This window comes from Pseudomonas gessardii (assembly GCF_001983165.1).
GTDB classification, from domain to species: Bacteria; Pseudomonadota; Gammaproteobacteria; order Pseudomonadales; family Pseudomonadaceae; genus Aquipseudomonas; species Aquipseudomonas gessardii.
Map to the genome: position 1 here is coordinate 1 of NZ_MNPU01000057.1, position 25,788 is coordinate 25,788.

25 protein-coding genes and 2 pseudogenes are annotated in these 25,788 nt (G+C 54.9%); 16 read left to right on the forward strand and 11 right to left on the reverse strand.

The features are described 5' to 3' along the window. Nucleotides 1-229: 229 nt before the first annotated feature. The 4 genes and pseudogenes from BLL38_RS25930 (at nucleotide 230) to BLL38_RS32060 (ending at nucleotide 7,472) form a co-directional block, all read left to right on the forward strand. On the forward strand, nucleotides 230-2,149 hold the full coding sequence (locus tag BLL38_RS25930; protein WP_038445882.1) for a DEAD/DEAH box helicase: 1,920 nt from the start codon (nucleotides 230-232) through the stop codon (nucleotides 2,147-2,149). A 3-nt stretch (nucleotides 2,150-2,152) separates the two neighbouring features. Next, a complete protein-coding gene (locus tag BLL38_RS25935; protein ID WP_038445884.1) occupies nucleotides 2,153-3,325 on the forward strand; it encodes a GIY-YIG nuclease family protein in 1,173 nt (390 codons plus the stop codon). Between the two features lie 3,103 nt (nucleotides 3,326-6,428). Beyond that, nucleotides 6,429-6,539 (forward strand): annotated as a pseudogene (locus BLL38_RS32055) (hypothetical protein); the annotation flags it as partial. Between the two features lie 228 nt (nucleotides 6,540-6,767). Beyond that, complete coding sequence (locus BLL38_RS32060; RefSeq protein ID WP_370588167.1) at nucleotides 6,768-7,472, forward strand: methyl-accepting chemotaxis protein; 705 nt, start codon at nucleotides 6,768-6,770, stop codon at nucleotides 7,470-7,472. Between the two features lie 55 nt (nucleotides 7,473-7,527). Here BLL38_RS32060 and BLL38_RS25950 read toward each other — a convergent pair whose 3' ends face one another. From BLL38_RS25950 to BLL38_RS25970, 4 genes are all read right to left on the reverse strand, one after another. Next, nucleotides 7,528-7,812, reverse strand: a complete 285-nt coding sequence (locus BLL38_RS25950; RefSeq protein WP_425311902.1) for a hypothetical protein — start codon at nucleotides 7,810-7,812, stop codon at nucleotides 7,528-7,530. A gap of 216 nt (nucleotides 7,813-8,028) precedes the next feature. Beyond that, nucleotides 8,029-8,310 (reverse strand): type II toxin-antitoxin system YafQ family toxin, encoded by a 282-nt coding sequence (locus tag BLL38_RS25960; protein ID WP_011282522.1) that lies wholly within the window; start codon nucleotides 8,308-8,310, stop codon nucleotides 8,029-8,031. Further along, nucleotides 8,297-8,560, reverse strand: coding sequence for a type II toxin-antitoxin system RelB/DinJ family antitoxin (locus tag BLL38_RS25965; protein ID WP_020303033.1), 264 nt, complete (start codon nucleotides 8,558-8,560; stop codon nucleotides 8,297-8,299). The genes BLL38_RS25960 and BLL38_RS25965 overlap by 14 nt, the downstream gene beginning before the upstream one ends. A 170-nt stretch (nucleotides 8,561-8,730) precedes the next feature. After that, a complete protein-coding gene (locus tag BLL38_RS25970) occupies nucleotides 8,731-9,624 on the reverse strand; it encodes a cation efflux transmembrane domain-containing protein (RefSeq protein WP_033902376.1) in 894 nt (297 codons plus the stop codon). A gap of 100 nt (nucleotides 9,625-9,724) precedes the next feature. On the opposite strand from BLL38_RS25970, the gene cadR reads away from it, so the two are divergent. The 6 genes and pseudogenes from cadR to BLL38_RS26000 form a co-directional block, all read left to right on the forward strand. Then, entirely contained in the window at nucleotides 9,725-10,132 is a 408-nt protein-coding gene (gene cadR / locus BLL38_RS25975) for a Cd(II)/Pb(II)-responsive transcriptional regulator (RefSeq protein ID WP_024015046.1), read from the forward strand. Nucleotides 10,133-10,262: 130 nt separating this feature from the next. Beyond that, the gene (locus tag BLL38_RS25980; RefSeq protein WP_024015047.1) at nucleotides 10,263-10,610 is read left to right on the forward strand and encodes a DUF3703 domain-containing protein; all 348 of its coding nucleotides are present in this window, start codon (nucleotides 10,263-10,265) and stop codon (nucleotides 10,608-10,610) included. Next, the gene (lspA, locus tag BLL38_RS25985; RefSeq protein ID WP_003452327.1) at nucleotides 10,607-11,116 is read left to right on the forward strand and encodes a signal peptidase II; all 510 of its coding nucleotides are present in this window, start codon (nucleotides 10,607-10,609) and stop codon (nucleotides 11,114-11,116) included. The genes BLL38_RS25980 and lspA overlap by 4 nt, the downstream gene beginning before the upstream one ends. Beyond that, a complete protein-coding gene (locus tag BLL38_RS25990) occupies nucleotides 11,116-11,862 on the forward strand; it encodes a helix-turn-helix transcriptional regulator (protein ID WP_024015048.1) in 747 nt (248 codons plus the stop codon). The genes lspA and BLL38_RS25990 overlap by 1 nt, the downstream gene beginning before the upstream one ends. A 68-nt stretch (nucleotides 11,863-11,930) precedes the next feature. Continuing rightward, a complete protein-coding gene (locus tag BLL38_RS25995) occupies nucleotides 11,931-12,797 on the forward strand; it encodes a sterol desaturase family protein (protein ID WP_024015049.1) in 867 nt (288 codons plus the stop codon). Between the two features lie 279 nt (nucleotides 12,798-13,076). Continuing rightward, nucleotides 13,077-14,612: pseudogene (locus BLL38_RS26000) on the forward strand (Tn3 family transposase); the annotation flags it as partial. On the opposite strand, the gene BLL38_RS26005 reads toward BLL38_RS26000, so the two are convergent. Next, nucleotides 14,589-15,011: a hypothetical protein gene (locus BLL38_RS26005; RefSeq protein ID WP_038445889.1), complete on the reverse strand. Its 423-nt coding sequence runs from the start codon at nucleotides 15,009-15,011 to the stop codon at nucleotides 14,589-14,591. The pseudogene BLL38_RS26000 and the gene BLL38_RS26005 overlap by 24 nt on opposite strands. A gap of 130 nt (nucleotides 15,012-15,141) precedes the next feature. On the opposite strand from BLL38_RS26005, the gene BLL38_RS26010 reads away from it, so the two are divergent. After that, complete coding sequence (locus BLL38_RS26010; RefSeq protein ID WP_038445891.1) at nucleotides 15,142-15,441, forward strand: helix-turn-helix domain-containing protein; 300 nt, start codon at nucleotides 15,142-15,144, stop codon at nucleotides 15,439-15,441. 1 nt (nucleotide 15,442) lies between these two features. Here the strand turns inward: BLL38_RS26010 and BLL38_RS26015 are convergent, their stop codons facing one another. The 6 genes from BLL38_RS26015 to BLL38_RS26040 form a co-directional block, all read right to left on the reverse strand. Beyond that, nucleotides 15,443-16,216, reverse strand: a complete 774-nt coding sequence (locus tag BLL38_RS26015; RefSeq protein WP_038445892.1) for a PRTRC system ThiF family protein — start codon at nucleotides 16,214-16,216, stop codon at nucleotides 15,443-15,445. Further along, nucleotides 16,216-16,917 (reverse strand): PRTRC system protein B, encoded by a 702-nt coding sequence (locus BLL38_RS26020; protein ID WP_038445894.1) that lies wholly within the window; start codon nucleotides 16,915-16,917, stop codon nucleotides 16,216-16,218. The genes BLL38_RS26015 and BLL38_RS26020 overlap by 1 nt, the downstream gene beginning before the upstream one ends. Then, complete coding sequence (locus tag BLL38_RS26025) at nucleotides 16,907-18,181, reverse strand: hypothetical protein (RefSeq protein ID WP_169899105.1); 1,275 nt, start codon at nucleotides 18,179-18,181, stop codon at nucleotides 16,907-16,909. Before BLL38_RS26025 ends, BLL38_RS26020 begins: the two co-directional genes overlap by 11 nt. A 195-nt stretch (nucleotides 18,182-18,376) precedes the next feature. Then, complete coding sequence (locus BLL38_RS26030; RefSeq protein ID WP_038445898.1) at nucleotides 18,377-18,589, reverse strand: PRTRC system protein C; 213 nt, start codon at nucleotides 18,587-18,589, stop codon at nucleotides 18,377-18,379. Between the two features lie 11 nt (nucleotides 18,590-18,600). After that, nucleotides 18,601-19,059, reverse strand: a complete 459-nt coding sequence (locus BLL38_RS26035) for a hypothetical protein (RefSeq protein WP_038445900.1) — start codon at nucleotides 19,057-19,059, stop codon at nucleotides 18,601-18,603. Nucleotides 19,060-19,073: 14 nt separating this feature from the next. Further along, nucleotides 19,074-20,834, reverse strand: coding sequence for a PRTRC system ParB family protein (locus BLL38_RS26040; RefSeq protein ID WP_038448153.1), 1,761 nt, complete (start codon nucleotides 20,832-20,834; stop codon nucleotides 19,074-19,076). Nucleotides 20,835-21,102: 268 nt separating this feature from the next. On the opposite strand from BLL38_RS26040, the gene BLL38_RS26045 reads away from it, so the two are divergent. The 5 genes from BLL38_RS26045 (at nucleotide 21,103) to BLL38_RS26065 (ending at nucleotide 25,298) form a co-directional block, all read left to right on the forward strand. Next, nucleotides 21,103-21,291: a hypothetical protein gene (locus BLL38_RS26045; protein ID WP_130898273.1), complete on the forward strand. Its 189-nt coding sequence runs from the start codon at nucleotides 21,103-21,105 to the stop codon at nucleotides 21,289-21,291. A 129-nt stretch (nucleotides 21,292-21,420) separates the two neighbouring features. Beyond that, complete coding sequence (locus BLL38_RS26050) at nucleotides 21,421-22,191, forward strand: hypothetical protein (RefSeq protein ID WP_038445905.1); 771 nt, start codon at nucleotides 21,421-21,423, stop codon at nucleotides 22,189-22,191. Between the two features lie 22 nt (nucleotides 22,192-22,213). Next, on the forward strand, nucleotides 22,214-23,404 hold the full coding sequence (locus tag BLL38_RS26055) for a DUF1173 family protein (RefSeq protein WP_047229590.1): 1,191 nt from the start codon (nucleotides 22,214-22,216) through the stop codon (nucleotides 23,402-23,404). A gap of 372 nt (nucleotides 23,405-23,776) precedes the next feature. Continuing rightward, complete coding sequence (gene chrA, locus BLL38_RS26060; protein WP_017735062.1) at nucleotides 23,777-24,982, forward strand: chromate efflux transporter; 1,206 nt, start codon at nucleotides 23,777-23,779, stop codon at nucleotides 24,980-24,982. A gap of 10 nt (nucleotides 24,983-24,992) precedes the next feature. Continuing rightward, a complete protein-coding gene (locus tag BLL38_RS26065; RefSeq protein WP_017335982.1) occupies nucleotides 24,993-25,298 on the forward strand; it encodes a PadR family transcriptional regulator in 306 nt (101 codons plus the stop codon). The last annotated feature ends 490 nt before the right edge of the window (nucleotides 25,299-25,788 follow it).

A 25,788-nucleotide genomic window follows, 5' to 3' on the forward strand; every position in this document is an offset into this window, starting at 1 on the left:
GATAAAGATAAACGGCTTTAACCTTGGGATCGGGGCGCATCATGGGCTGGCTCCAGAAAGAAAATCGGGAGCACAGCATCAGGTCGTACTTGGGTCATTTGAAGGTGGGGTTTATGGAGCGCTTACGATGCGGTCGTGGAACGATGCTATAGAGCCAAAGATTTTGTGAATGACGAGGACCGCCTCGACTACCTCTTCAAGCTGTATGAAAAGATGACCGGAGCCCCAAATGCCTAATTTAGTCGAAGTTTCCTACGCTCATACTGGGCAGAGTACCAGCATTAACAAATATGGTATGCGTGAGATGCAAGCGAGCGCATTCGAAGCCAGGAACGCTCAATACCTCTTACTGAAAGCTCCTCCGGCCTCAGGAAAATCAAGGGCTTTGATGTTCATCGCCCTCGACAAGCTAATCAACCAAGGGATATCAAAGGCAATTATTGCCGTGCCAGAGAGGTCCATCGGTGGGTCCTTTAGTAGTGTTGAACTGAGTAAGTTCGGCTTCTTTTCTGACTGGAAGGTAGAACCCAAAAACAATCTTTGTACCCCAGGCGGCAACCAGAGCAAGGTTCAAGCCTTTGTGAATTTTCTGAAAGGTGAAGACCAGGTTTTAGTCTGCACCCATGCAACCCTTCGCTACGCGTTTGAAGCTGTTGACGAATCAGAATTTGACAACGTACTTCTTGCGATAGACGAATTTCACCACGTATCTGCGGACGGCGAAAATCGTCTTGGGGAGCTTTTGCGCTCAGTTATGGCAAAATCTGAGGCACATATAGTCGCAATGACCGGTTCCTACTTCCGAGGCGACAGCGTTCCCGTCCTTCTCCCTGAGGACGAGGCACAGTTTACAAAAGTCACTTACAACTATTATAAACAGCTAAACGGCTACACTTACCTCAAATCGTTGGGCATCGGTTATCATTTCTACCAAGGTAAATACACCAGCGCTATAGATGAGGTGTTGGATACAGACATAAAAACAATTCTTCACATCCCCAATGTACAGTCCGGCGAATCCACAAAAGATAAATACGATGAGGTGGATCGTATACTGGACATTATTGGTACGGTGACGCACCGCGACCCTGATACATGCGTCATTCATTTAAAGCGTCATGGTGATGGTAAAGATCTGAAAGTTGCAGACTTAGTGCATGATGAACCTAATGCTCGGGAACGGATTGTTGAGTATTTACGCAATATTGAGAAGCCGGAAGATATGGACCTTATCATAGCTCTGGGAATGGCTAAAGAAGGTTTTGACTGGAAGTTCTGCGAACATGCCTTAACAGTTGGCTATCGAGGCTCCCTTACTGAAATTATACAAATCATTGGTCGCTGCACTCGTGACAGCGATAATAAGATCCATGCACAGTTTACAAATCTTATAGCTCAGCCAGACGCGACCGACGAGTTAGTCAAACTTTCAGTAAATAACATGCTAAAAGCCATCACGTGCTCTCTACTAATGGAGCAGGTTTTGGCGCCTAACTTTAAATTCAAAACAAAACTTAATGATGAAGATAAAAGCACTGAAAATGAGATCAAAGTCCGGGGATTGAAGGAGCCATCTTCTAAAAGGGTACGCGATATCATAGAATCTGACCTAAACGACCTTAAAGCGGCGATCCTCTCAGACGACAAAATAGTGAAGGCGTTGCCAGGCAACGTAGATCCTGAAGTCATTAATAAGGTCATGATCCCAAAAATTATTAAAATAAAATACCCTGAATTGAGTGACGAAGAAGTTGAAGAGGTTCGTCAGCAAGTAGTTGTTGACTCAGTGATAAAGAACGGTGAGATTAAAGAAGAAGGTAACAAACGCTTTGTTCGTATGGCTGATAAATTTATTAATATAGACGACCTTCACATTGATCTGATTGATCGAGTGAATCCGTTCCAGAAAGCATTTGAAATTCTTTCTAAGTCTCTTACTACCAAAATATTCAAAGTCATACAAGATACTATCGAAGCTACCCGCATCCAGATGAGTGATGATGAGGCCATTTTACTATGGCCAAAAATAAAAGATTTTTACAAATCGCGACAGCGTGAACCGGAAATCAATTCACCTGATCCCCTTGAACGGCGCATGGCCGAAGCGCTTGTTTATATCAAAGCGCAGCGTAGACAGCAGGGAGTATAAAATATGGAGAAGGAAACGCTGCTGAAAATGTTACAAGACGATGATCTTGGCTTGCTCAATATAAAGCCTACTCGTACTGCCATTTCCATTGATGAGCGCTTGCTTCAATCTTTTGTTCAAATCAACAATTTTTACACAGAGCACAGCCGTGAGCCACAGTCGAATCCTACTGACATTTTGGAGTTTCAGCTTTTCAATAGATTAAAAGGTATACGAGCCAATAAGCAAAAATGTGATTCTCTGCGCCACGCTGACGAATTTAAGTTACTAGATCATATCGAGCCTGAAAAGAATATTTCTTCAGTCGCTGATATTTTTGATGATGATGCTTTCGGTCTGCTGGACAACGAAGCTGACGGCATTTTTAATCTAAAACACGTTCCTTCATCTCCTATAAACATGCCTGATAAAATCGCGCAGCGGAAGCGCTGCGAGGACTTCGATAAATTTGAACAGTTATTTAAAGCGTGTCATTCTGAACTTACGTCTGGCATCCGGGAGGCACGGCCGTTTACGGGTGAGCAGCAGATAAAACCTGGACATTTCTTCATTCTTCACGGTATTACGGCTTATGTAGCTGAGGTAGGTGAGAAAGAAGTAAAAAACGGGAAAGTAAATGCCCGATTACGCTGTATATTTGAGAACGGTACAGAGTCAAATATGCTCCTTCGTTCCCTAGCTACTGAGTTGTATAAGGATGAAACTGGGCGGCGAATTCTTGATCACCAAGAAAAGGCTTTAGAGGCTTTGGAGCTTATTAAGTCGGAAGATGTGAAGTCAGGCCATCTTTACATTCTAAGTTCTCTCAGTCAGGACCCTGGAATTTCATCAATCGAGAATCTCTATAAGATTGGATACTCTACGGTGCCGGTGAAAGAACGCATAAAAAAAGCTGCAGATGAACCTACTTATTTGATGGCCAACGTCAAAATTATCTCCGTATTCGAATGTTATAATTTAAATCCTCAAAAACTTGAACTTCTACTTCATACTTTTTTTGGAAGCTCCTGTCTTAATGTCGACGTTTTTGACAAAAAAGGAAATAGATTTTCCCCTCGTGAGTGGTTTATAGCTCCGTTACGAATTATCGAAGCCGCTGCATATATGCTGATAAACGGAGAAATTCTTAACTATCGATATGACTCGGAATCTATGGAAATTGTTGAAATACGATGATATTTATTTAACTCACAACGACATTGCATGCTAAGCATTCAGCCTGTCAGATTGTGGCTAAAGAGGTTGACGCCAAAGCGCCAGAAAATGCACATTTCTGCCCTACTCTGACGCTACGCGAGTGATCCGCCCGACGCCAATTGAGGTGTGCGCCATTTGGACACCGCCTGCCCAACGTATGGTCTTGCAAACTGCCAGCTGGGCTTGTCGTAAAATTTTACCGTGTTGTCTATGCACCCCTGCTTGGCCTTGAGTAGGACGTCGGAACCTGCGCTACCAAACGATGACGGCGGGCCACTTGGTAACTCGCGGATGAGCGGGCAAACAGTCCTGCAGGACGGTGCGCAGGTCGCCCGCGACTGGAGGCAGGAAAAAATTCAGAGTCCAGCCTTATTGTCAGATACTCTTTGCCGCTCGCCTGGAGCTAGAGCGGTCCTATGAGTTATACGGTTTGCTACACCATTGATAATAAGAGGATCGTAACCCGCTTGCAGGTGGAGAACCTAACCCCCTATGCGGCTGTAGCCTATGCGTTATTGGAATCAGGTATGGTAGAAGGCGAGCCTCATACATGGCCTCCATCCTATGAGGGACTTGTCGAGGCCGCTCGCAAGATTGGTCTAACGGACGTCTGTTTTCATCGAACGCTTGGTAAGAAGCGGTAGGTCTTGCCTGATGTCCCTCACAAGACTGCGAATTAGCAAACCGGCTACCTACTGATGCCCTCCAAAATGCCCCCTCATTGCTGTTCCACAGCGGTTTGGTATACTGCGGGCTTGCGCTCCTTCGCAGAGCCAAAGAAACCCGTTAGCCTTGCCGGGCGCGGGTTTCACCCCTTTTACTTCCCCCGTCACTTGCTGCGTCTCCACATTGGCCCTAGTTCACAGCACTTAAGCGCTTCATCAAGCGTTGGGAATGTGCCCCAGTTCGTGGGTCTATCGCATGCACCGCCGTCTAGACAGTGGACGCTGTACGATTTTCCTTCTGGATACCACTCAAAGAAATCGGCCTTGTCCTTTGTTAGCTTGGCGTTGAATTCGTCGTCACTAAGAACAAACTCGTTACCCTCGTAACGATGATGACCTTGAACGCTCCGAGTGTGTGCCTCGCTTTGTTCCTAGGAATACGATTCGATGTAAAGCAAACCCTCCCAATCTTCTAACCCCAGCGGTTCGCGATGCTCATTGGCGGTGTTACCAAAATCGTCACGCAGTGTCGGATTGAATGGGTATTCATTTCCGACAGTCGATTGATTCTGTGGCCGGTGTTTGGCCAGGCAGACATCAACGTTTGTGCGCTGTCTATCGAAGCCGGGGATTGATCTTGTCTTTGCGGTCATCGGCCTCCTTATTACTGGGGTTCGTTGTTGGTCAGTTGAATTGCTGGAAGGTCTGGCAGCAATTCGTCAAAGATTTCTTGATTAGGTGGGGGCAATCCATCGCCGTGCGGCATTTGGATGTCTCCCTTATCTGTACCGGCTTGCAATCGAAAACGGCCGTGCTCGCAATCAGCGCAATTTCCGGCTCAGATTAACTGCGACTGACGGAGCCGTCTGGCTCAGATTATTTGCGAGCGAGCTTGCATTCAGCCGCGCCGGCTTGCATTCCATCGTTCCCTACTCACATTAACTGCAACTAGCCCCGTCTTTAGAGGTGGTAAAGATGCCGATGATGGCCATGGTGTTCTCCTTTCGGATTCATGGTCGCGCCCATCGCGTCCTTGTTGTGAGCCGATCGGCGGGTGAGGGCCGAACGCACTGCCAATGCAGCCGAAACGTAGAGAAGGACCTTGAGCTCCGAACAATTTGTTGCGCGAGAAAGCCGCTCGCCGGCGGGGAAAATGTTCGGTGGGAACGGTTGTGGGCCCAGGTCCGATCCCGCCAGGATTCACGACGACTCAAGGACGCATGGCTGACCGGCCGGACAGGAGTATTGGCCGACTCTAAACACCAGTCGTAGGCGCTGGAATCTCGCGACATGCGTAGCCCTTGCTTGGCGAAAAATATTCCCGATCGCCGAGCGCTCGATCTGACATTCGTCGTTCGGTATAGTAAAGAGTGCAGACCAGGCAGATAGGGGCGCCGGTAGCTTAAGGCCAAACCAGAGACGAGCCGCGCGAATGCTCGCCGAGGACCCGGTTTTCAAGCGCATGAGCTTATTTGACCGCGACGGAAACTTGGTCTCCTCAAGCCACGCGGATGAACCGCAAAAACTCCCTGCGGGTTGGCTGTCGCAACTGCGCGAACACACGGGTAGAAGTGCCCCGGCCAGGCGCGGAGGCTTCGATGAGCGCGGATCGGACATCTTGTCCTAACGGTCGACCCCGCCAGCGGGGGCTTCGTCAGCACCGCGCTGCAATTGCCGGCAGGGCTCTGGGACAACCATCTGCGTCTGGTCTGAAAGCGTTCAAGTATCGCAGCGGTACGCCGACATAAGGGGGCGAACGAACGGTCATTTGGCTGACCGCTCGCTCAATCTTGCGTATGACTCAAGCGCCCCCCTTTCGATACGAGACCGCCCAGATGCTCTTGAAAAAATCCCTGCGCGCTCAGCTGCTCACACTGATCGGCGGCAGCCTGTTGGTGATATTGCTGATCGCCTTCGCCAGTTTTTCCTTCTTGTCGGATGACATTTCCAAGTATCAACAACTACTCAAGGGTCCGATCGAAACGTCGCGCCTGATCGACGAAGCCAACGTGGAATTCAAAGTGCAGGTGCAGGAGTGGAAGAACGTCTTGCTGCGTGGCAAATCACCTGAAGCCTTGAGCAAGTACTGGCAAAGCTTCGAGAACCAGGAACGAAAGGTCCAGGACATCCTGGGCAGACTCGTTGAGCGAAGCGAGCACAACCCTGCCCTGTCAAAGCAGCTCCGCGACCTGCACGAGGAGCACCGGCGCCTCGGCGCCGCCTACCGCGCGGGCCGTGCGGCCTACATCGCCGGCGGAAACGATCCATTCGCCGGCGACGAGGCGGTTCAAGGCATCGACCGTGCCACCAGCGAACAGCTCAGTGGTTTGGTCATCCAGCAGCGCGATTCGGCGCTGCATCGTTCGGAAACCATCAGCGAAGCCGCAGATCGTAAAATAGTCGTCGGCTCGTTGGTAATGCTAGCCGCTGGCGTTTTCATCGCCTTGCTCAGCCTATGGTTGGTAAACCGCAATCTGATCGCCCCCATCCGTCACCTGATCGACCACATCGCCAAGCTCAGCCAGGGCGACTTTGCACAGCGCGTCGATGCGTCCCGTGCTGACGAATTGGGACGTCTGGCAGTTGCCGCGAATATCCTGCGTGACTTCCTTGCCGATACGTTCACCCTCCTGCAACGCAACACCTCGGACCTGGACAGCGCCAGTGGTGAATTGAGCGCCATCGCCGCACTGATGGGCCAAGGCACTCGCGAGCAGTTCTCGCGCACCGATCAGGTCGCTACCGCCATGCATGAAATGTCCGCTACGGCGCAGGAAGTCGCCCGTCACGCCGCCGAAGCCGCGCGTGCAGCGGATGCGGCCGATCATTCGGCGCAGCAGGGTGAGACCATGATGCGTTCGACTATCCAGACCATTACCCACATGCGCGGCGAGATCAGCAACACCGCCGAGGTAATACGCCGTCTGGAGACCGATAGCGGTCGCATTGGCAAGGTGCTGGAAGTTATTCGCGGCATCGCCGACCAGACCAATCTGCTGGCGCTAAACGCAGCCATCGAAGCCGCCCGCGCGGGCGATGCCGGACGCGGGTTTGCCGTCGTTGCCGACGAGGTGCGCACGCTGGCCAGGCGCACCGCCGACTCCACCGCTGAAATTCATCAGATTATCGACACGGTGCAGACCGGCGCGGTGGATGCGGTGCGTGCGATTGAAAATGGACAAACCCGCAGCAACGAAGGTGTCGAACAGGTTACGGAAGCGGGCAGCATGCTTCAGCGCATCACCCAAGAAGTCGAAGCGATCCGCGACATGAACCGTCAGATCGCTACCGCTGCCGAAGAGCAGACGTCCGTGGCGGAAGATATCTCGCGCAATCTGACCGAAATTACCGCCATCGCCACCACCAACCAGGACAATGTCGAGCGTACCGAGGCAGCCAGCCAGAACCTGCATACGCTGTCGGCCCAGCTCAGCGAAGTGACGCACCGCCTCGCGGGCTGACACAGGCTCTGCTCCGGCCCTAGATGATCGGTGTCACCACGTTGCTAGGTCCGACTCATCCGAGTTCGAGGGAGTTGGGGCAGGGCCGATCAACATGGCTTGTCTCGTGCTTGGTCGATTCGTTCCTGCATCGCCTGCATGACTTCTCGTGGGTGTACGACTTGGCGTTGGGGTCGTCGGCCTCACGGAGAGCTTCTTCGACCTCGCGGGTCATCCGCTCATATTCTTCTGGCCACAGCGCTTGCTCCATGCGCAGCGACGCCTGCCCCAGTAGGTGCAGACCGAACAGACGCATGTCATTGGTGGCGATGACGTGCTCTCGAATCCGCACCTGGATCACCTCATCGCCAGTTGATGCAGCTTCAACAGGTCGGTGCGCAGTTGCGGAGGCCCGCCGTCTGCGTTGTCACTCAATCGCCGCGCAGCTCGTCCACGGCATCGACTGCCCGCAGCAGTGCGGTGGTATCGAAACTCTCGGGAGTCAGTTCGTTCCAATCGTCGTCGGTGATGCTGATTGTCATGTAGCTTCTTTCCTTGTCCTGGGCAGACCCCGGCGTTACAGGCCAAGCTCGCTATGCGATCCGAGACGCACGAGTTGCAGCACGGCGTCATCCGGCTTGCGGTAAATCAACACCAGGTCGGGCTTGATGTGACAGTCCCGGTGGTCTTTCCAGTCGCCGGTGAGGGCGTGGTCACGGTGCTTCTCGGCCAGAGGCTGGTTATTCGCCAGGGCTGTGACGACGGCAATGAAATCGCTCGCCAGCGTCTGACGATGCGGGCCTTTGGCTTCGCGTTTATAATCGCGTTTGAACCGGCTGGTCTGTTCAATCGTCCGCATTCAGATCCGCCATCAGATCCTCGACGGAAGCGAACGACTTCAAGCCGCCACGGCGCGCTTCCTTCATCGCCTCGATGGTGGTGGCGTTCGGAATCAGCGGCTCGAACGGCAAGGCTTTCTCGCGGGCGACTCGGGTCAACATGATGCGGAAGGCGTCAGACACGGTGAGTCCCATCGCTGCCAGCACGACGGTCGCCTCTTCCTTGATGTGCTCGTCGATACGGGCACGGACTACAGCATTTGCGGACATGGTTTGATCCTCCAGATTGATGAGCTACATTGTAGCTCAATCCTTCCAGGAGTGCACCCAGCACACCTCGCCAGAGGCGTCTATCAAACGAAGGTTTATTGGACTGTCCGTACCATTGATGTTCACTTGTAGAAAGTGAGCCCATCGCGATGGAATACAGGATCGGTTGGTCAGGCTTTCAATGCCAGGATTCGGCGCGCACCGTTCAATACGATGAGGCCAACGACCGTACCAATCACCAAGTCTGGGTAGGGAGAGCCCGTCCACGCAACCAGCGCGCCGGCGACGATAACGCCAATGTTCGCGAGCACATCGTTGGCCGAAAAAATCCAGCTCGCTTTCATGTGTGCACCGCCTTCGCGATGGCCATAGATCATCAAGAGACAGCTGGCGTTTGCGACGAGTGCAACTAAGCCAATCCCCATCATCAGCATCGACTCAGGTTCGCTGCCATAGTGGAAGCGTCTAGCCACCTCCACGAGTACGCCCAGTGCCAACAGGATCTGAAAGAAACCCGCCAGGTGCGCAGCGCGAACTTGCAGCTGTGCACTGCGGCCGACGGCAAAGAGAGCCAAGCCATAGACGGCAGCATCCGCAAACATGTCCAGCGAGTCGGCAATAAGGCCCGTCGACTGAGCGATCAACCCTGCGCCCATCTCGATAACAAACATGGCAGCGTTGATGCCGAGCAAAATTTTCAGGGTGCTCGCCTCTTTCGACGCCGCTAATTCCTCATCAGCGCGATTGGTCGAGGCTGCTTCCTGACTAGCTGGTTGAGTCCCCAGTAGCGCTGCCCCTAGACCCAGGGACTCCAGCTTGGTAGTGATTGGGTCAACCGCCCCGTCATGGAAAGCGAGTACCTGCCTGCTGCTCAGATCAAAGGACAACGAACGAAGCTCAGGCAAGCTATTCAGCGCGAGCCGAATCATTCGCTCTTCCGAAGGGCAATCCATCTTGGGTACAGAAAAATGGCTGACCCAGGCTCCTTCGGTCGAGGGCGCGCTCGCTGCTTCAGCAGGCGCTGACACTGAACCGCAGCCACAGGATTTTTCACACGAGCTCATGATCCGCCTCTCCTATCAGGTTCAATTCTGGCAATTGAAAACCATATAGCAGGTATAGGGTCAAGCCTGGATATACTGGCTGTTTATCGAGGAGCAGCCTATGCGCATTGGTCAACTTGCACAGCTGACGGGAGCGGACATTCAGACCATTCGTTTCTATGAGCGCCAGGGCCTGCTTGCATCGCCCAATCGCCAGGCAAATGGCTACCGAGCCTACGAAGCGGATCATGTGGAGAAACTGCTGTTCATCCGCCGTTGCCGGTCCTTTGGCATGTCGTTGGACGAAATTGGTGTTTTGCAGAGCGTTCAAGCACAGCCGCAGCAACCGTGCGCGGCGGTCAATACGCTGCTTGATAGCCATATCGCCCAGGTCAGGGCCCAGATCGCATCCTTGCAAGCCCTGGAAAACCAGTTGGTGACGTTACGCAGCTGCTGCGATGACGAACGACAAAGCCTGGACTGCGGAATACTTTCGGGTCTAGTGGAGGGAGGCAAACGGCTTCCATAAGGCGCGCTAGAAAAGTGCCATTCGCTTCTGCTCAAAGCGTAGAGCTTGACCCTATAGCGGCTACAGGGTGTTCACTTGCACGATCGGCCCAGAATCATGGCCTTCCAACTGCTGCGCAAGTGAGTTCCAGATGAATACCGCCCTCCGCAATGCCATCGATGAAGCCTTTTTCCAGGCAAGGACAGCACTCCGTGAAAAGGCGCCAACCGAGGCATTCCCCTGGCTCGAGCGCGCCCACATCTTGAGCCAGCACATGCCCGTCCTGCATGCGCGGAGCCATTGGTTGATGCTAAGGGCTGGCTGGCAGTTGCGCGACTACCGGGAAATGTTCGGCCAAGCACCACGGATCATCGCTGCCGTGTTGTTCTCGAAGATCTGGGTACCGCTCGGCAATACCGGACGCGCGAGGATCAGTGCATTCGCGCCGATGCCCGTCTCACCCGGATTGCAGCGACTGTTTCAGGGAGCGAAACAATGAAATCGCCACTTGGAATGGCGCACCGTATCACTCCCGGGCTCTGGTGGACGCTATCGCTAGCCGTTGCCCTGGCCGACCAGGCGATCAAATATGTAATTGAGGGTTCGCTCTCGGTCGGCGCCGTGGTTCCTCTGACCCCAGTCTTCAATCTGGTCCATTTCTGGAATACCGGCGCAGCGTTCAGCTTCCTAGCTGACGCGGGCGGTTGGCAGCGCTACTTCTTCATTCTCCTCGCACTGGTTGTTTCGATTGGGCTCGCGTTGCTCTTGCGTAAGCCCAGGGCCAAGCTCGAAGCGCTGGGCTATAGCCTCATACTGGGAGGGGCAGTGGGGAATCTGATCGATCGCAGCTTCCGAGGCCATGTGATCGACTATCTGGATTTTTTCTGGCAATCCTGGCATTGGCCTGCATTCAACTTGGCGGACATCGGCATCGTGGGCGGTGCCGCCATGTTGCTCCTGAGCAGTGTGCTGAGTCCAAGCGCGGAACTGGACCGGGGCAGATAATGCGAAGCTCGGATGCCGCAGAAGTGGCTCGCTGGTCAGGCCATGCCTGGGTCGGCCCCGGTATCGGCGTCTTTCTCGGCCATGCCGCCCACCAGGATTGGCACCATCATCAAGCACATCAAATTGCAGTGGGGCTCGACGCCGCGATAACGGTTGAAACGCCGTTGGGTGGGCAATCTGGGGCTGCCATCTTGATTCCGGCAGGCTTGAAGCACCGGCTCAGTGCTGGGCATGTCCTGTCGATCTACCTGGATGTGCTGTCCGATGAGGCGCGTGCCTTGCGGGTGAGCGGAGCCGTGAGGCTGATGGAGATCGTAGCGGCCGATATTGCTGCGATGGTCGAGGCACTGAGGGCGTCGGGGCATTCGCCTGTCCAGTTGCAGGCGCAGGTACGTCGGCTGTTGCGGCTTGCCGATCCACCAATCCCTGATCCGCGCTTGACCAAGGTCACCGCAGCGCTGCGCGAAGGCCAAATGGGGCGTGAGGCAATGGCCGCGTTGGTGCATTTGTCACCCACGCGTTTTTCCCATTGGTTCGTGGAGCAAACCGGCCTGCCGTTGCGCAGCTATGTCAAATGGCTGCGCCTCACCCAAGCCCTGCAACACCTGGCCAAAGGGGGACGGCTGACCGAAGCCGCGCATGCGGCAGGTTTTTCCGACTCGGCGCATTTCTCCCGGACATTCAGGGCGCTGCTGGGCATCGATCCGTCCTCCGCCCTGGCTGCGGTCGATCTCCAGAAGTCATAGCTCTTTCGTTCAAGTCGAACGTCGTCCTCTGCACCTACCGTGAAGGCTCTCTACATAGGAGCTGAGCGATGTCCACTTCTCTTCGATTCGCCCTACGCTGGTTGAGCTATCCGCTCGTGTTTGGTGGCAGCGCCGCCTTCATGGTCTGGGCCTTGTACGCCGGGGTGCCGTACTGGCCCAGCACACCCTTGGTAGCCGCAGTCGGTCTATTGGCCGTCGCGGGGCTGGAGCGTATCCAGCCTTTCCGGGAGGGCTGGCTGGAGGATCACCAGGACACCCTGACCGACCTGGTGCATATGCTGGTGAATCTTTCCGTCATCCAGTTCACCGCCGAAATCCTGGCCAGGCTGGGCGATGCAGTGCCGGCTACAGTTCGTCTCTTCCCAGTCGAGAGTCCACTTTGGGTTCAGCTGCTGCTGGTCGCCGTCGTGCTCGATCTGAGCCTGTATGCCATGCACCGCATCAGCCACCACGTACCCTGGCTGTGGCGTTTTCACATGATTCACCACAGCGCCGAGCGCTTGTACTGGATGAATGGGGAGCGCCGGCATCCCCTACATGCGATGCTCATGGCTGGCCCGGGATTGGTGCTGCTGTTTGCATCCGGCGCGCCTTCGGCAGTGGTTGCCACCTGGTTCGGCATTCTGACCGTTCACTTGGGCTTTCAGCACTCGAACCTGGATTACCGGCTGGGTTGGCTGCGCCATGTCATCGGGGTGGCTGAAATTCATCGTTGGCACCACAAGCGCGACTTCGAAGATGCCCAGGTGAACTGCGGCGAATTTCTGATGGTGTGGGATCGGCTATTCGGGACGTTCTACGACAGTACAGGAAAGCAGGGCGACGCCAATGTCGGCTTGCGTGAGAGGGACTATCCCAAGGGTTACCTTGGTCAGTTGACCGAACCCTTTGGGCGAGACCGAGCCCGCACATAGCGTAGTGGGCCTCAAAGCTGTAGGCCCCATGTGTTTGCCTGGAATGATCTGGCTCGTGGGCGGAAGAGACTAGATGTTCCCGCATGCCAAGCAGACATGCGCTCTAACGAGGCAATCGATTCACTACCTATAAGCCCCGTCATTTGCAATTAATGCTGGTTGGTAGCCATGGAATGCAGGTCAGCGCGGATAAATGCAGGTTCATTCGCAGCTAATACTGGTTTGCCGGGCCGGTCAGTCGCAGTTAATTCCGGTCGAAAATCGTATTGATTGCAGGTCGGGACGTTTTCGTTTGCAAGCCGTTACAATTACCTGATACCGCCCGCGACGTTTGCCGCGCTCAAGCAGAAACAGGCGCTGCCATTGGCGATCAACCCAAATAGCGACCAGTACCTGGAAGAGCGCTTGCAGTTGCTGGATGAGCAACTGGCGACCGTCGCCAAGCTGGCCAAGGACAACGAACTCCCCGACGCCATCCTCACCGAGTCCGGACTGAAGATCACGCCGCTGGATTTGGCGGTGCCGGATACCGCCCAGGCGCTGATTGACAAGACCAGTCAGTTACTGCCGCGCATCAAGATCACCGAACTGTTGATGGATGTGGATGAGTGGACAGGGTTCACACGTCACTTTACCCACCTGAAGGATGGTGCCCAGGCCAAAGATCGGACACTGCTACTGTCCGCGATCCTCGGCGATGCCATCAACATTGGATTGACCAAGATGGCCGACTCGAGTCCGGGTATGACCTACGCCAAGCTGTCTTGGCTGCAAGCGTGGCACATCCGCGACGAAACCTACTCGGCGGCGCTCGCCGAACTGGTCAACAGCCAGCTCCATCACACCTTTGCCACCAATTGGGGGGACGGCACCACATCCTCCTCCGATGGCCAGCGCTTCCGTGCAGGTGGACGAGGCGAGAGCACTGGGCACGTCAACCCGAAGTACGGCAATGAACCAGGACGACTGTTCTATACCCATATCTCCGACCAGTACGCGCCGTTCAGCACCCGCGTGGTGAATGTCGGTGTACGGGATTCGACCTACGTGCTCGATGGTCTGCTGTATCACGAGTCGGATCTGCGGATCGAGGAGCACTACACCGACACGGCAGGTTTTACCGATCACGTCTTCGCGTTGATGCACCTGCTGGGCTTTCGCTTTGCGCCGCGCATCCGCGACCTGGGCGAAACCAAGCTGTATGTGCCACAGAGCGTCCAGGACTACCCGACACTGAGGCCAATGATCGGCGGCACCCTGAACATCAAGCACGTCCGCGCTCACTGGGGCGAAATTCTGCGTCTGGCAGCATCGATCAGGCAAGGCACTGTCACCGCCTCGCTGATGTTGCGTAAGCTGGGCAGCTATCCACGCCAGAACGGCCTGGCCGTCGCCCTGCGGGAGTTGGGCCGGATCGAGCGCACGCTGTTCATTCTGGATTGGCTGCAAAGTGTCGAGCTGCGCCGTCGCGTGCATGCAGGGCTGAACAAAGGCGAGGCGCGCAACTCCTTGGCCAGAGCGGTGTTCTTCAACCGTCTCGGTGAAATTAGGGATCGGAGCTTCGAGCAGCAGCGCTACCGAGCCAGCGGCCTCAACTTGGTAACTGCTGCAATAGTGCTGTGGAACACGGTCTACCTGGAACGTGCCACTCAAGGGCTGACAGACGCCGGAAAACCGGTGAACACCGACCTGTATCAATATCTGTCGCCGCTGGGCTGGGAGCACATCAACCTGACCGGCGAATACGTTTGGCGGCAGAGCCGCAAGCTAGAAGACGGGAAATTTAGGCCGCTACGACAGGTCGGAAAACCTTAGCGTACGATTTTTTCCGAATTCTGTAGGCTCCCCAGGTAGATGATTTGGTACCAGCGCATAGCCGGTGATGACCTGTTCAATCGTAAGCAAATTCTCCTCCTTGGTTTCATGACACAGCAGCACCCGAACGTCGCGCTCGCAACTGATCACACACCACGCTAGACCTGTCTGATTTGGTCGTGCAGCCTCGGCCAAGGCCAAATCCTCACTCTCCTGGTACACAACAAACCCAACCGGGAAAAAAATCTCCGCAATCATGCGGTCAATCTGGACCAACGAACGACGATGAATGCCGGTTCCCTCGGACTCAATCAATGCAAGAAGGGTAGCCCGCGATGCGCTCAATTCATGATAAAGCTCCAGCAAATGCTGGGGGATGGAGTTAGTAACTCGGTTCATATGCATGTTCCTTTTGCCGAGGTGGTAAGCAAGTAAGCAGATCGGCGAACCACTGAAGCAATAGCGTATCCAGTAAAATGGGTATTCTTAAACGTGGTTTTAATTGTTCCTGCCGATAACGCTTCTGTCTATGGAGAAGCGACCACCAACACGCGGGCGACCGGCAGGAAAATCGAGCTTTGACCCTCGGGTAGCAAAAGCTTTCGGTAACGTTGTGCGCGAAGAACGCCTAAAATCGGGCCTGGCCCAGGAGAAACTTTCTCTCCTGGCTAGGGTGGAGCGGGCGCACCTGGGAAAAATTGAGCGTGGGGAGAGCCTCCCCACGCTTCCCCTGATCATGAGATTGTCCAAAGCGCTCGATGTTAAAGCTGCTTACCTGATATCGCAGATGGAGCAGCAACTGGATCAATGCGAAGGCGGTGGCCGTTGATTTAGGCGCAGTGCTGAACAGCAGGGAACGGAAATGCATTTTGGCAACCGGACGCCAGATCCACGGTGATCCAGTGCTTGTCAGTTTCCCCCGTTCGTAGCAACTCCCACACAATACTCATTCCGGCAGTCGTAACTGCCCGGTTGACCAAGCAGTCCTGCGAGCGAATGGCTTCCGCTACTGAGCAGGACTTCTTCGTGTCATCCTCGAGCGTTCCGATTTCCGGATAAGCATCCATTACGTTGGGATAGATGCTCCGCTTGTCTACGTGCGCGGCTCCGAACACAACCTGCCCATGGCGTGCCTCGTTGCCCAGGTCAAGCCACATGCAATTTCGGGGTAGGAGAGGGCTGCTGGCAATTGCGCGGCGCGCAGAAGGAAGGTCAACGGCGGAAATGATCACGTCGGCAGCGCGGATCACTTCTTTGCTCTCATGACTAGGGAACCGGAAGGGCAGGGCCACCCAAGTAGTACCCAGCATGAGGTTGTAACGATTCACCAAGCTGATTGACTTGTATTGGCCCAAATCGCACGGCCAGAAACGCTGACGCACGAGGTTAGGCTCGCGCACGATGGCATCGTCAATGACGGTGACATCCAAGCCTTTTGGGTGTCCTAGAGAACGAAGTGCATGATGGAAGCTGGCCAGCGCATCAACTACCTCGCTGCCATTGCCGCCCGCTCCAATAACCAAAATTCGGGGTGCGCGTTCAAGCCACGACGCTGGCGTCTTATAGATTGGTAATTGTTTAGCTGTGATCGGATGAACGCTCATTACTCACCCCCTTTGATAGCCTGCGCAAGCGACAGCGGGCCACGGTAAGAACCAGCAGAAACCAGTTTAGAGGCTGGGAACCGCTTCGATCCTTTCTCGTTCAATGCTCGATAGAACTCCTTCAATCGCTCAAAGGAGCGGCAGCCCGCCACCGGCTCAATCGTGCCGCTGTGTGTGTTTTCGCTCTCAAGCACGAAGTTCTCCCATGCCGGAATATTTTCACGTCGAACATCGCGGGGAACGTTGCCGCTGCCGGTGCAGAATGTCCCACCCTCATACACATTCCCCAGCGGGGCATAGAACAGTTCTGTGTCCGGTGTCGGGCGCTGATTACCTTTGAACGCAAAGCAACGGAAAGATTGATTTGCCGCTGCGATGAAGATCAACCCTGGCAAGGGGGCGCGGATGCGCTCATCACGGAACGGAATATCGTGAAGGCCGGGTCGGCGGTACCAGGTCAACACTGTGCGTGAGCTGAACAGATATCTCTCTGGCAGAAATTCCGCCCCCGAATCCTCATTCAACAGCAAAGCAGCCAGTTCGGTTTTGTCATAGGAGCTAAAGGCCCTGCCAGCACCAAGCGTGAAGCCGGCCTTACCATCTTCCAGCGGGATGACGCTATGACTTGTGACGGAAACCACGCCAGTCTGACTGTGGTGGTGTATCAGCATGGCCTTGCTCGAAACATTTTCACTCAGCATTACAGCATTCCTCTAAAGCGTCGGCGATTCGCTGCAACAGACCCAAGGTCAGAGATAGCGCATCTAGAACTGGCAGAGTGACGGATCGCAATTGCTCAGGGTTCAGCGGTAATCCGATGGCTGGGAAGCCAGAGCCGCCGACGATGCCGTCAAATCCGTCATTGCTACTCTGCTCCAGATTCGGGAAATCCCTAGTCAGGCGAACCAGAATGCTCTCGAAAAGGGTTACGCCATCACCGGCTGTGCCTGGGAAATCAGAAGGATGGAACCCCTTGAGTGATTCATTAGCCTCCTGCTCCAGGCAGTGATGCAAAGCTTCCCCCAGCACTTGCACCAGCGCGCGGTGATCGTCATCGCGCTCACTGATTTGCCGTGCCTGCTCGTGAAGCTCCAAAATTTCTGCCCTATCTCCCTGACTGAGGCTGGCTCCAGCTACCTGTTTCAACTCGCCCATCTCGTAGACAGAATCGATCAAGGTGTTTACCGCATCCTCATCTTGGCCATTGCAGTAGAAATATTCAGCGATGTATTCCTCATGCTCGACCGATTCGTCCAACAAGAACGTGCAAAGATCTTCTCTCGTGTGTGTAGCCAAACGCGGGGCCAGCTCCTCGTAAGCCTCTGAAAGCCCATGATTGAAGTAGCTAAATTGCCCCAAGAAGGTCATTGGCGTGTGGAACGGCAGTAGGTGGCGAGTCATCGCGTCGAGTGTCTTGAAAAGAAGCACTCGGAGTTCCAAGCTTGCTGGCGCTTGGACTGTGAAATCAGCGAAGCAACACGACTCCAGAATGAAATGACCATCCTGAATTCCGAAGGAAAACGCCTTCTCGACGGCAACGGGCAACTTGACCCGGCTGATCAACGAGCGCTCCATCTCCGCCATTATCCTGCCAGCGCCGTCAGTGCCAGCCTCAATGTGAGGGGCAAGAGCATCGAGGCCGACTAACCCTGCGTCTATCGCAGCTAATGCGTAGGACGCCGTCTCAACTGGATCGACGTATGGGGTATTCAGCCGATTCAGCAGGACGTCACCCTGTGGAAACAGCCCTTTGTCGCTGATGCGAAATGACGTACTAAGGTGCCGCACAACCTCACCAGTGAGGCGGTGGAGGCCGTAGCTATTTGGATACTGCCGAAGCCACTCAATGGCGCTATCGCCAACCAGACCGGCTTGCAGCGCCTCCCGGCACAGCATGCTATGACCGCGATGATCAACCAACCCCACGCCGTTATCGCTAAAAAGTCGGGCCTGCGCGTTGCGCATCGCAGACCCGATACTCGGCAAGCTAAGGGGGCTCAGCGCGGCAGTTGGAAGTCGATAGTGCCCTGGTTGGCGGGGGATGACAGCAACTTCCATAGCCTTTGTCTCTGCTGGTGGTCTAAACAATCGGGTTCGATACCGGATGGGAGGTGGCGATCGATTTCGCCACGCTCCCACGCCTTAAGGACTTCGAGTGGGTCAACCTTTTGCGCCGAATCCGCCGTCTCGGAACTCGTAGACATAGCTGTCATTCTCCACAATGGGGTCGATAATTTTCGCTCCGTTAAGCTTTGGGAACTGACGGGCATAGTGTTTCAGCACGTCAGTCACTGCCATGTCGGGCTGCGGATCGGCGAGGTCGCGTCCGCCGTAGCGGAAAACGCGGGCGAGAGAAATTTCAATAAGTGCCATGAGTCCAACTCCTAGAAAGAGCCCGCGAGGTTCAGGGTAGGCTCGTCTGAGTTGCTCGATGCACCCGAACCACCTCCTACCTGTGCATCGGTTCCAGTTGGCTCAATGTCAAGGTCAGCCGGTTCTGCCTCCACTGGAGCTGGCACGGTAGCTTTCGACTGTACGGTCGCACCAATCGAGCGGATTTGCTCCAGCAGGCTCATACCCTCATTCAGGGCCTGGACTTGCTGGGTGAGGCGCTTCATCAGCGCCTCCTCGATTTCTAAAGCGCTTCCTACCAAGATCAGCGGGCGGCACATGGCGGCCCGAAGCTGCACTTCGGGTTCCGATGCCTTTTCAGGAGTGGGGCCGAGGTCAGCGGTAATCATCACCTTCAACGTGTCGGCGGACGCGTTTTCGATGGCGACATTGACGCGGTGTTGAGTGCCCGCCAATGCAGCGGCCATAACGGATAAAAACGTGGATTGCATGATGATGCTCCCTGTCAGGCTTGGGTCGATTCGGACTGCTGGGGAGCGGGTTTCTTCCCGCCCTGTACCGATAGTTCTAACGCAGGCGGCAAATAACCCAACCAGTTGAACTCTTTGAAGGCCAACACTGCGTCGATCAGAACGCTTGCCTTGCCGGTGGTCAGCCCCTCAAAAGCCTTTTCGCCCTTCACCTCGTTGTAGGCGGTGGCAAAGCCTGAGCGCTTGCAATCTTCGATGATGCCCGCCTTCACCTGAGCCTTGAGATAGGTCTCGTTCATGGCGAAACCTTTGGCCGGATCGACTTGGGCGTACTCCATGAACTTGAGCGACTGAGCACCCGAAACAGACTTCTCAAATGCGTCTGCGTTATCTGTGCGGAATAGCGAGGCGGCAGCCATGCTTCCCATGAAAGTGAGGAGTTTCTCCTCTCCAAGTTGCGCAAGCCGAATCTCGGCATCGGCGCGGGCCGTTGGCATCAGGGAGCTTGTGACGCCCATCGCCTTCTCCATCGGTGCGCGCACCTCACTCTTGAGGTCGCTGCGCATTTCGAAGTACATGCTGACGATGGCAACTGCCAGCGCTAGCGAGCGATCATTGAGGACAGCTTGCTTGCTCATACGAGCGTAGAGGTCGAAGGCGACACGGCGTATTGACTTCTTCACCTGGGTGGGCTTAGCGCTTGCGGCTTTCGGCTTGGCCGGTGTTCCCCCGGCAGCGGTCCCGGCAGATGTGGATGGTGCTGTGTTCGATAAGGAGGCTAGTGCGGCTTTGTACACGGCGGTTTTCTCCTTGTGGCAAGGCTTGTTGAAGCACATGCCACCGATCACATCGCCTTCGCGCCCCCTCGACACCGTGACCACTGCGCCGAAGCTTGCACAGGTAGCGCATGCCGCTGCCTGTTGTTCTCCTACACCATCATCACCCCGTGCTACGAGCTTGACGTATGAGTCCTTGGCGAGATTTAGCTCGCTGTGAACTACCGCGTGCTCCTCTTGCGCCTCAATCAACCGAACAGAAATTAGCTGCTCGGTCTTCCGGTTCCAGCAGACGGAGTTCTGGCAGCGAGACGCCCCAAGGCTTGCTTCGAACAAATCAGCATTCGCGCCCGAGTTGTGGATGCAACTCCGGCATTCCGTGGTATCAAAACGCGCAGTCGAAACATCCCGCGTCAGCTCTAACAGGCGTGCTCTGGTCTGCTCGACTGAATAGTTCTTCTCGATGATCTTCAACAGAATGCCCGCTTGATCGGAAGCGGGGAGACGGCATAGCAATTCGGCATGCCCAATCTTGATCTGCTCCTCCAGCAAGGCATCGGCAACTTCATCACAGGCATGGGCCAGCAGCAGACGGCTGTCGAGCTTGGTTCTAGACCAATCCAGCGCCTTCATCACCGCCAAGTGGTCGTTGGCCATGTCCTCCAGCAAGATTACGGCATGCTGGGCTTCTTCTATTGGTGTCAGGTCCGCCCGCACCTGGTTCTCCAGTGCGGCGATCAACCGCGCTTCCTGATCGCTCATAGCACGGATCAGGGCGGGAACCTCGATCAAGCCCGCATCGTGGGCCGCCGTCCAGCGCCGGTTGCCTGCGACCACCTCATGGTCGAAGTTCGGGTCATCGCTTACTGGCCTCACCAGAATCGGCTGGATAATGCCCTTGGCACTGATAGAACGCACCAGTTGCTCATAAGCGGACTTCTTCCGGCCTTTGCGCGGGTCAATTTGCGGGTTCCTGCGGATGCGGCCGAGGGGGAGGATTTGGGCTAGTTGCTGATTCACTTGGCTAAACTCCGTGTTTGCAATGAGTTCAGCTTCCCTCATTCACGGAAAATCCCAAGCGCTAAGGGTGTCGTTAAATTCGGGCGCAAATAGTGGCTGAAAGCAGGAACCAACTTCGGGGGGAGTAGATATATTTCTTGCTTCACAAGTAGGGGGAGCAGACGTCTGCTCAAATTGAATGAAAAAATCCGCTCTCGTTCTGGCACTCATCGCTATGCCAGTTTCATATGCACTCGCTGATTCCTCGGAATCATATGCAGTCATTGCAATGTCCGACCTCAAGATAAAAGTGGCTATTTTTCTCGGCTGGCTGCTGGTCGGTGCATGTTGTGGAGCGGTGCTGACGCGACGGATGAGCAAGAAACATCGAATGCTCCGCGACCTCACCTTCTCGTTTTCAGTTCTGACTGGCTCCTTGGTTGGGATGCTCTTTTCCCTTGGGATAATGCCGATCTGATGAGGAGTTTGTTGTGGGTGGATCGGGACGACGCAAGTAAATCTGTCGCTCCAGCGTCCTGAAAACGAATCTTTTGGTCCCTCCCTGGCGATAGCCTCCTGTGTGAATGAATTAGGAGGCTTCGACTTAATGAAAATCCGTAGTCTCTGCGCCCTCGGTAAAATGAGGCCGTACTTTATTGACCGGCACATGGTCACCCTCTCGCACCAGACACTTAGTGGCCCTGTCGGTAGTGACCCGCTCCTGCACAATGCTGAAGCAATCTACGACTTCATTCAGCGAAATATTTGGCTCCACCAAAACTGCCTAGTTGGCCTGTACAACAGCGACAACCAATTGGTGCAGCCAGGCGAAGTCTTCATGAATGGCAGTCGCTCATCACTTATGCGCTGTTTACTGCGTTGGGAGGCGCTACGCATTGTCCCGATTTGGATCGATGGCTTTGACAACCTTCCTGAATACGAGCGCTCTATTCGCGCCGTACAGCTTGATCGTCTGGATCAGGCACGGCAAAAGCTCCATTCGGTTGGGGGCTGGTATCAGAGTGACCAGAAGCACTACGAGCTCGCACGAGCCGTCAAACGCACCGGCTACTGGGCACTGGAGAACCTTCCCCCACTTGGGGACCTGGAGTGGCCAACGGGCAAAGTTTTCGGACTCACAAATCCGAATTTATCTGCTGACGCGGTTGAGACAGGTTATCTCGAGGGGATATTTTCCATGATAGAGGGAAAAGAAAGCTTTCACGGGACCGGCGGAAGCATTGCAGCAAACGAACTGTTTGGAGTTGCACTCATGACTCCAGATCGTGGACACGAATTTCTTGTGGACCTCCATATTCAGATTCTAGCGAATCGTGCTGACGCGACTTACGCTAGCCGGCCGCGCGCTATAGCCTGACCCTTATCAGGAGAAAAAAATCATGCTCAACCGTCGATATCCGATTCTCATCTCTGGGACACGTTATTCACCGGAATTCCAAACAGAACTGCAGTACGCAGTACCCTGGAAATCCGTCCTGGAGAAGGCCTACGGCAACCATGCAACTTGCCAGTGCCCAAGCAGCGGTGCCCGAAAACTCTCGATCAAGCGACGTGAGGGGAGCGACGGTTTTCATCTGGCGCGTTTCGGCGGAACAGGTCACGAACACTCGAACGATTGTCGCTTCTATGCGCCAGCACCGGAGCGCTCCGGTATGCAAGGGTATGCGGCTGGCGTGGTGGAGGAGGGTGACGATGGCAGTATTCGGGTACGCCTGGCCCGGGGCATACGTGTTCAGGATCCTAAATCCGAGGAAAGAGAAAGCACGACGCTGAATAGAGCACCAGGGAAGAGCAAACCAGCCATGACATTGCTCGGACTTCTTCATCTGCTTTGGTCCGAGTCACGACTATCTACTTGGTATCCAGCAATGGAGGGCAAACGCAACAGTGGCATTGTGAACTACGCGCTTCTTCAGGCTGCAGAACGTGTAGCAGCAAGCCGTATGAAGTTGAGTGGAGTGCTTTTGTTGGGTGCGCAAAAGGACAGTAAGGGGGCAGCTCGCAACCTGGCGGTCGCCAATTCGGCGATGACCCGGGATCTCCGGCTCCTCGCAATATCGCCGCTGGCTCGATATAACACTGAACGCCATTCTGGAGACATCAGCAGATTACCGCTGGCCGGGCCGTTCGGCATGCCCATGCTGAATTTGCCGCCGGCAGTCTGGGCAACTGCCGCCCGCCGATTCGAGAGAGAGCTTTCCGCATGGAAACGTGGAAGTCGCGTTATCGCTGTGGCTCAAGTCACGCCGCCTAAAGGAGAGTCATTTTCGCGAGTTGATGTCGTTGAGGTGGCGCTGATGCAGGTAACTGAACGCTGGATTCCCGTCGATTCAGATTACGAAGCCGTGATAGAGAGCAAACTCCACGCATCCGGCCGCAGCTTTGATAAACCATTGCGTTATGACGCTGATGAAAGTGAGGTTTTTCCTGACTTCTGGCTTTTGGATACGGGCAAAGATCTTCCCCTGGAAGTGTTCGGCATGAGCACTCCTGTCTACCTAGAACGGAAGGCCATTAAAACAGCTTGGTACAAGGGGTTTGGGGAGCAATGGAACCAAAAACCAACGTAAGCCCGACTAGCTCCGTTCAGAGCCCTCTTCCCAGGCATCCGACTCGATAAAACCATTGCGCAACTTGACCACCCATTGGCGCCGTTATTGACCAGCCGGCTGCATTCTTGACCAGTTATTTGCATTCGGAGTGACCAGGAGGGGGGCAATAGAGAAAACGGAAAAAATCGTACGCTAAGGCCAAGCGTGTTTTGCTAATGAACTGTGCTAGCAGACAAAACCAGCGGCTAGCACAACATCGATTACTTGCATTGCGACACCCAGTACGAATTGCACGGTACTCCAGTCGTTTTGGGCAGCTATAAAATCGAATTTCGTTATCGAAGTTCGATTATTATGGATTAATCTGTGGAAAATCAGGTAGGCCAACGCATGACTAATACCTCCACCGATGACCGCAGCCCATGGTCGGTTTTTCTTATTTTTCTACGACTTGGATTGACCTCCTTCGGCGGCCCCATCGTGCACTTAGGCTATTTCCGTGACGAGTTCGTCACACGACGGCGCTGGTTGTCTGAACGCAGCTATGCTGATTTAGTGGCGCTGTGCCAATTTCTTCCAGGCCCAGCAAGCAGCCAGGTCGGCATAGCGTTGGGGCTATCACGGGCTGGATATAGCGGGGCGCTGGCTGCTTGGACAGGCTTTACGCTGCCTTCGGCCGTAGCTTTAATCCTGTTCGCGCTGGGCATTTCCAACTATGGGGATTCCGTTTCGCCGGGCGCGTTGCATGGCCTAAAAGTGGTGGCCGTTGCCGTAGTCGCCCAAGCGGTATGGGGCATGGCGCGCAACCTGTGTACGGATGGGCTGAGAGTCACAATAATGGCGATTGCCGCCTGTGCTGTCCTGCTCGTACCGTCCGCGTGGGGGCAGGTTGGTGTGATTGCTGCCGCAGGCATCATAGGCCGACTATTGTTCAAGCCAGCACATACTGTTGAGCACGACCCACTACCTATCACGGTCAGTCACCGGGCCGGCGCACTTTGGCTATCGTTATTTTTTGCCCTGCTGATTGGCCTACCGATCTTGGCAAAATTGCTGCCAAGTCCAACGATGGTGGTAGTGGACGCCTTCTATCGTGTGGGGTCACTAGTGTTCGGTGGTGGCCACGTTGTGTTGCCGCTGCTGCAAGCCGAAGTGGTGTCCTCCGGCTGGGTCAGTAATGAATCCTTCCTCGCGGGGTACGGGGCGGCTCAAGCGGTGCCCGGCCCATTGTTCACATTCGCCGCGTTCCTTGGTGCTTCGATGAGCACCGCTCCCTCTGGCTGGGTCGGCGGTATTGTGTGCCTACTGGCTATCTTCGCACCCTCTTTTCTGCTGGTTGTGGGAGCCATGCCATTTTGGGAGCGCCTGCGTCGCAATACAGGCATGCAAGCCGCGCTGGCTGGGGTCAATGCGGCGGTGGTTGGCCTGCTGCTGGCCGCGTTCTATCACCCTGTATGGACTAGCGCCATATTTCAGCCGCAAGACTTTGTCTTGGCCCTGGTCGCCCTTGTCGCACTGATGTTCTGGAAGCTCCCGCCGTGGCTAGTTGTCGTCGGCAGCGGTGCAGCGGGTTGGCTGTTGAGTATCGCGCTGTGAGGCACGAAAAATGACAGATAAAGACCTGTACGGCGGGTTGATCCGCCTGCACATACTTCACCATGCAGCCGAGAAGCCCGTCTTCGGACTGGGAATCATCGAAGAACTGCAACGACACGGCTACGAGCTGAGCGCCGGGACGGTATACCCAATGCTGCACGGGCTGGAAAAGAAGGGCTATTTGACCTCACGCCACGAACGCACCGGGCGACGTGAACGGCGTGTCTATGAGATCACTGAGCAAGGCCAAGTTGCGCTGGTCGAGGCACGTGCAAAGGTTAAGGAACTGTTCGGCGAGTTGATCGAAGGTTGCTGAGTTTACGGCTTCAACTCGGCGTCAGGCGGTTCACTGGCACCGCGTCAGACTAGGGCCGCTTTCTGCATTTTCTGACGCCAAGGCGTCAATCTCTATGGCCTCAACCTGACAGGCCGAATGCTTAGCGTACGATTTTTTCCGATTTCTCTATCGACCCCAGGAGGATCTGAATTGATCTCTCCACCATGTGTACACTGCCTGACAGCGGAGTTCGTCGCGGTTTAATCTAGAAAGACTTGCCCTAGGGAGATCAGCACGGCTGGAAGAACTGACCCAAACGAGGCAGCAGGTCGCATTTGACGATATCTTCACTGTATACTTTATCGCTCAGCCATACCTCTTGAGCTACAGGAACACCAGCATGACTGTACTCCAAACGATCTACTGGCAGCCTACGCCGCCTTAGCGCTACGCCCCCTCGCAACATCTCGCTTCCGCTAGTTTCGCTCGCGGTCGCGTACTGCTGTATGCCCGGTTTTTACACCCAAGG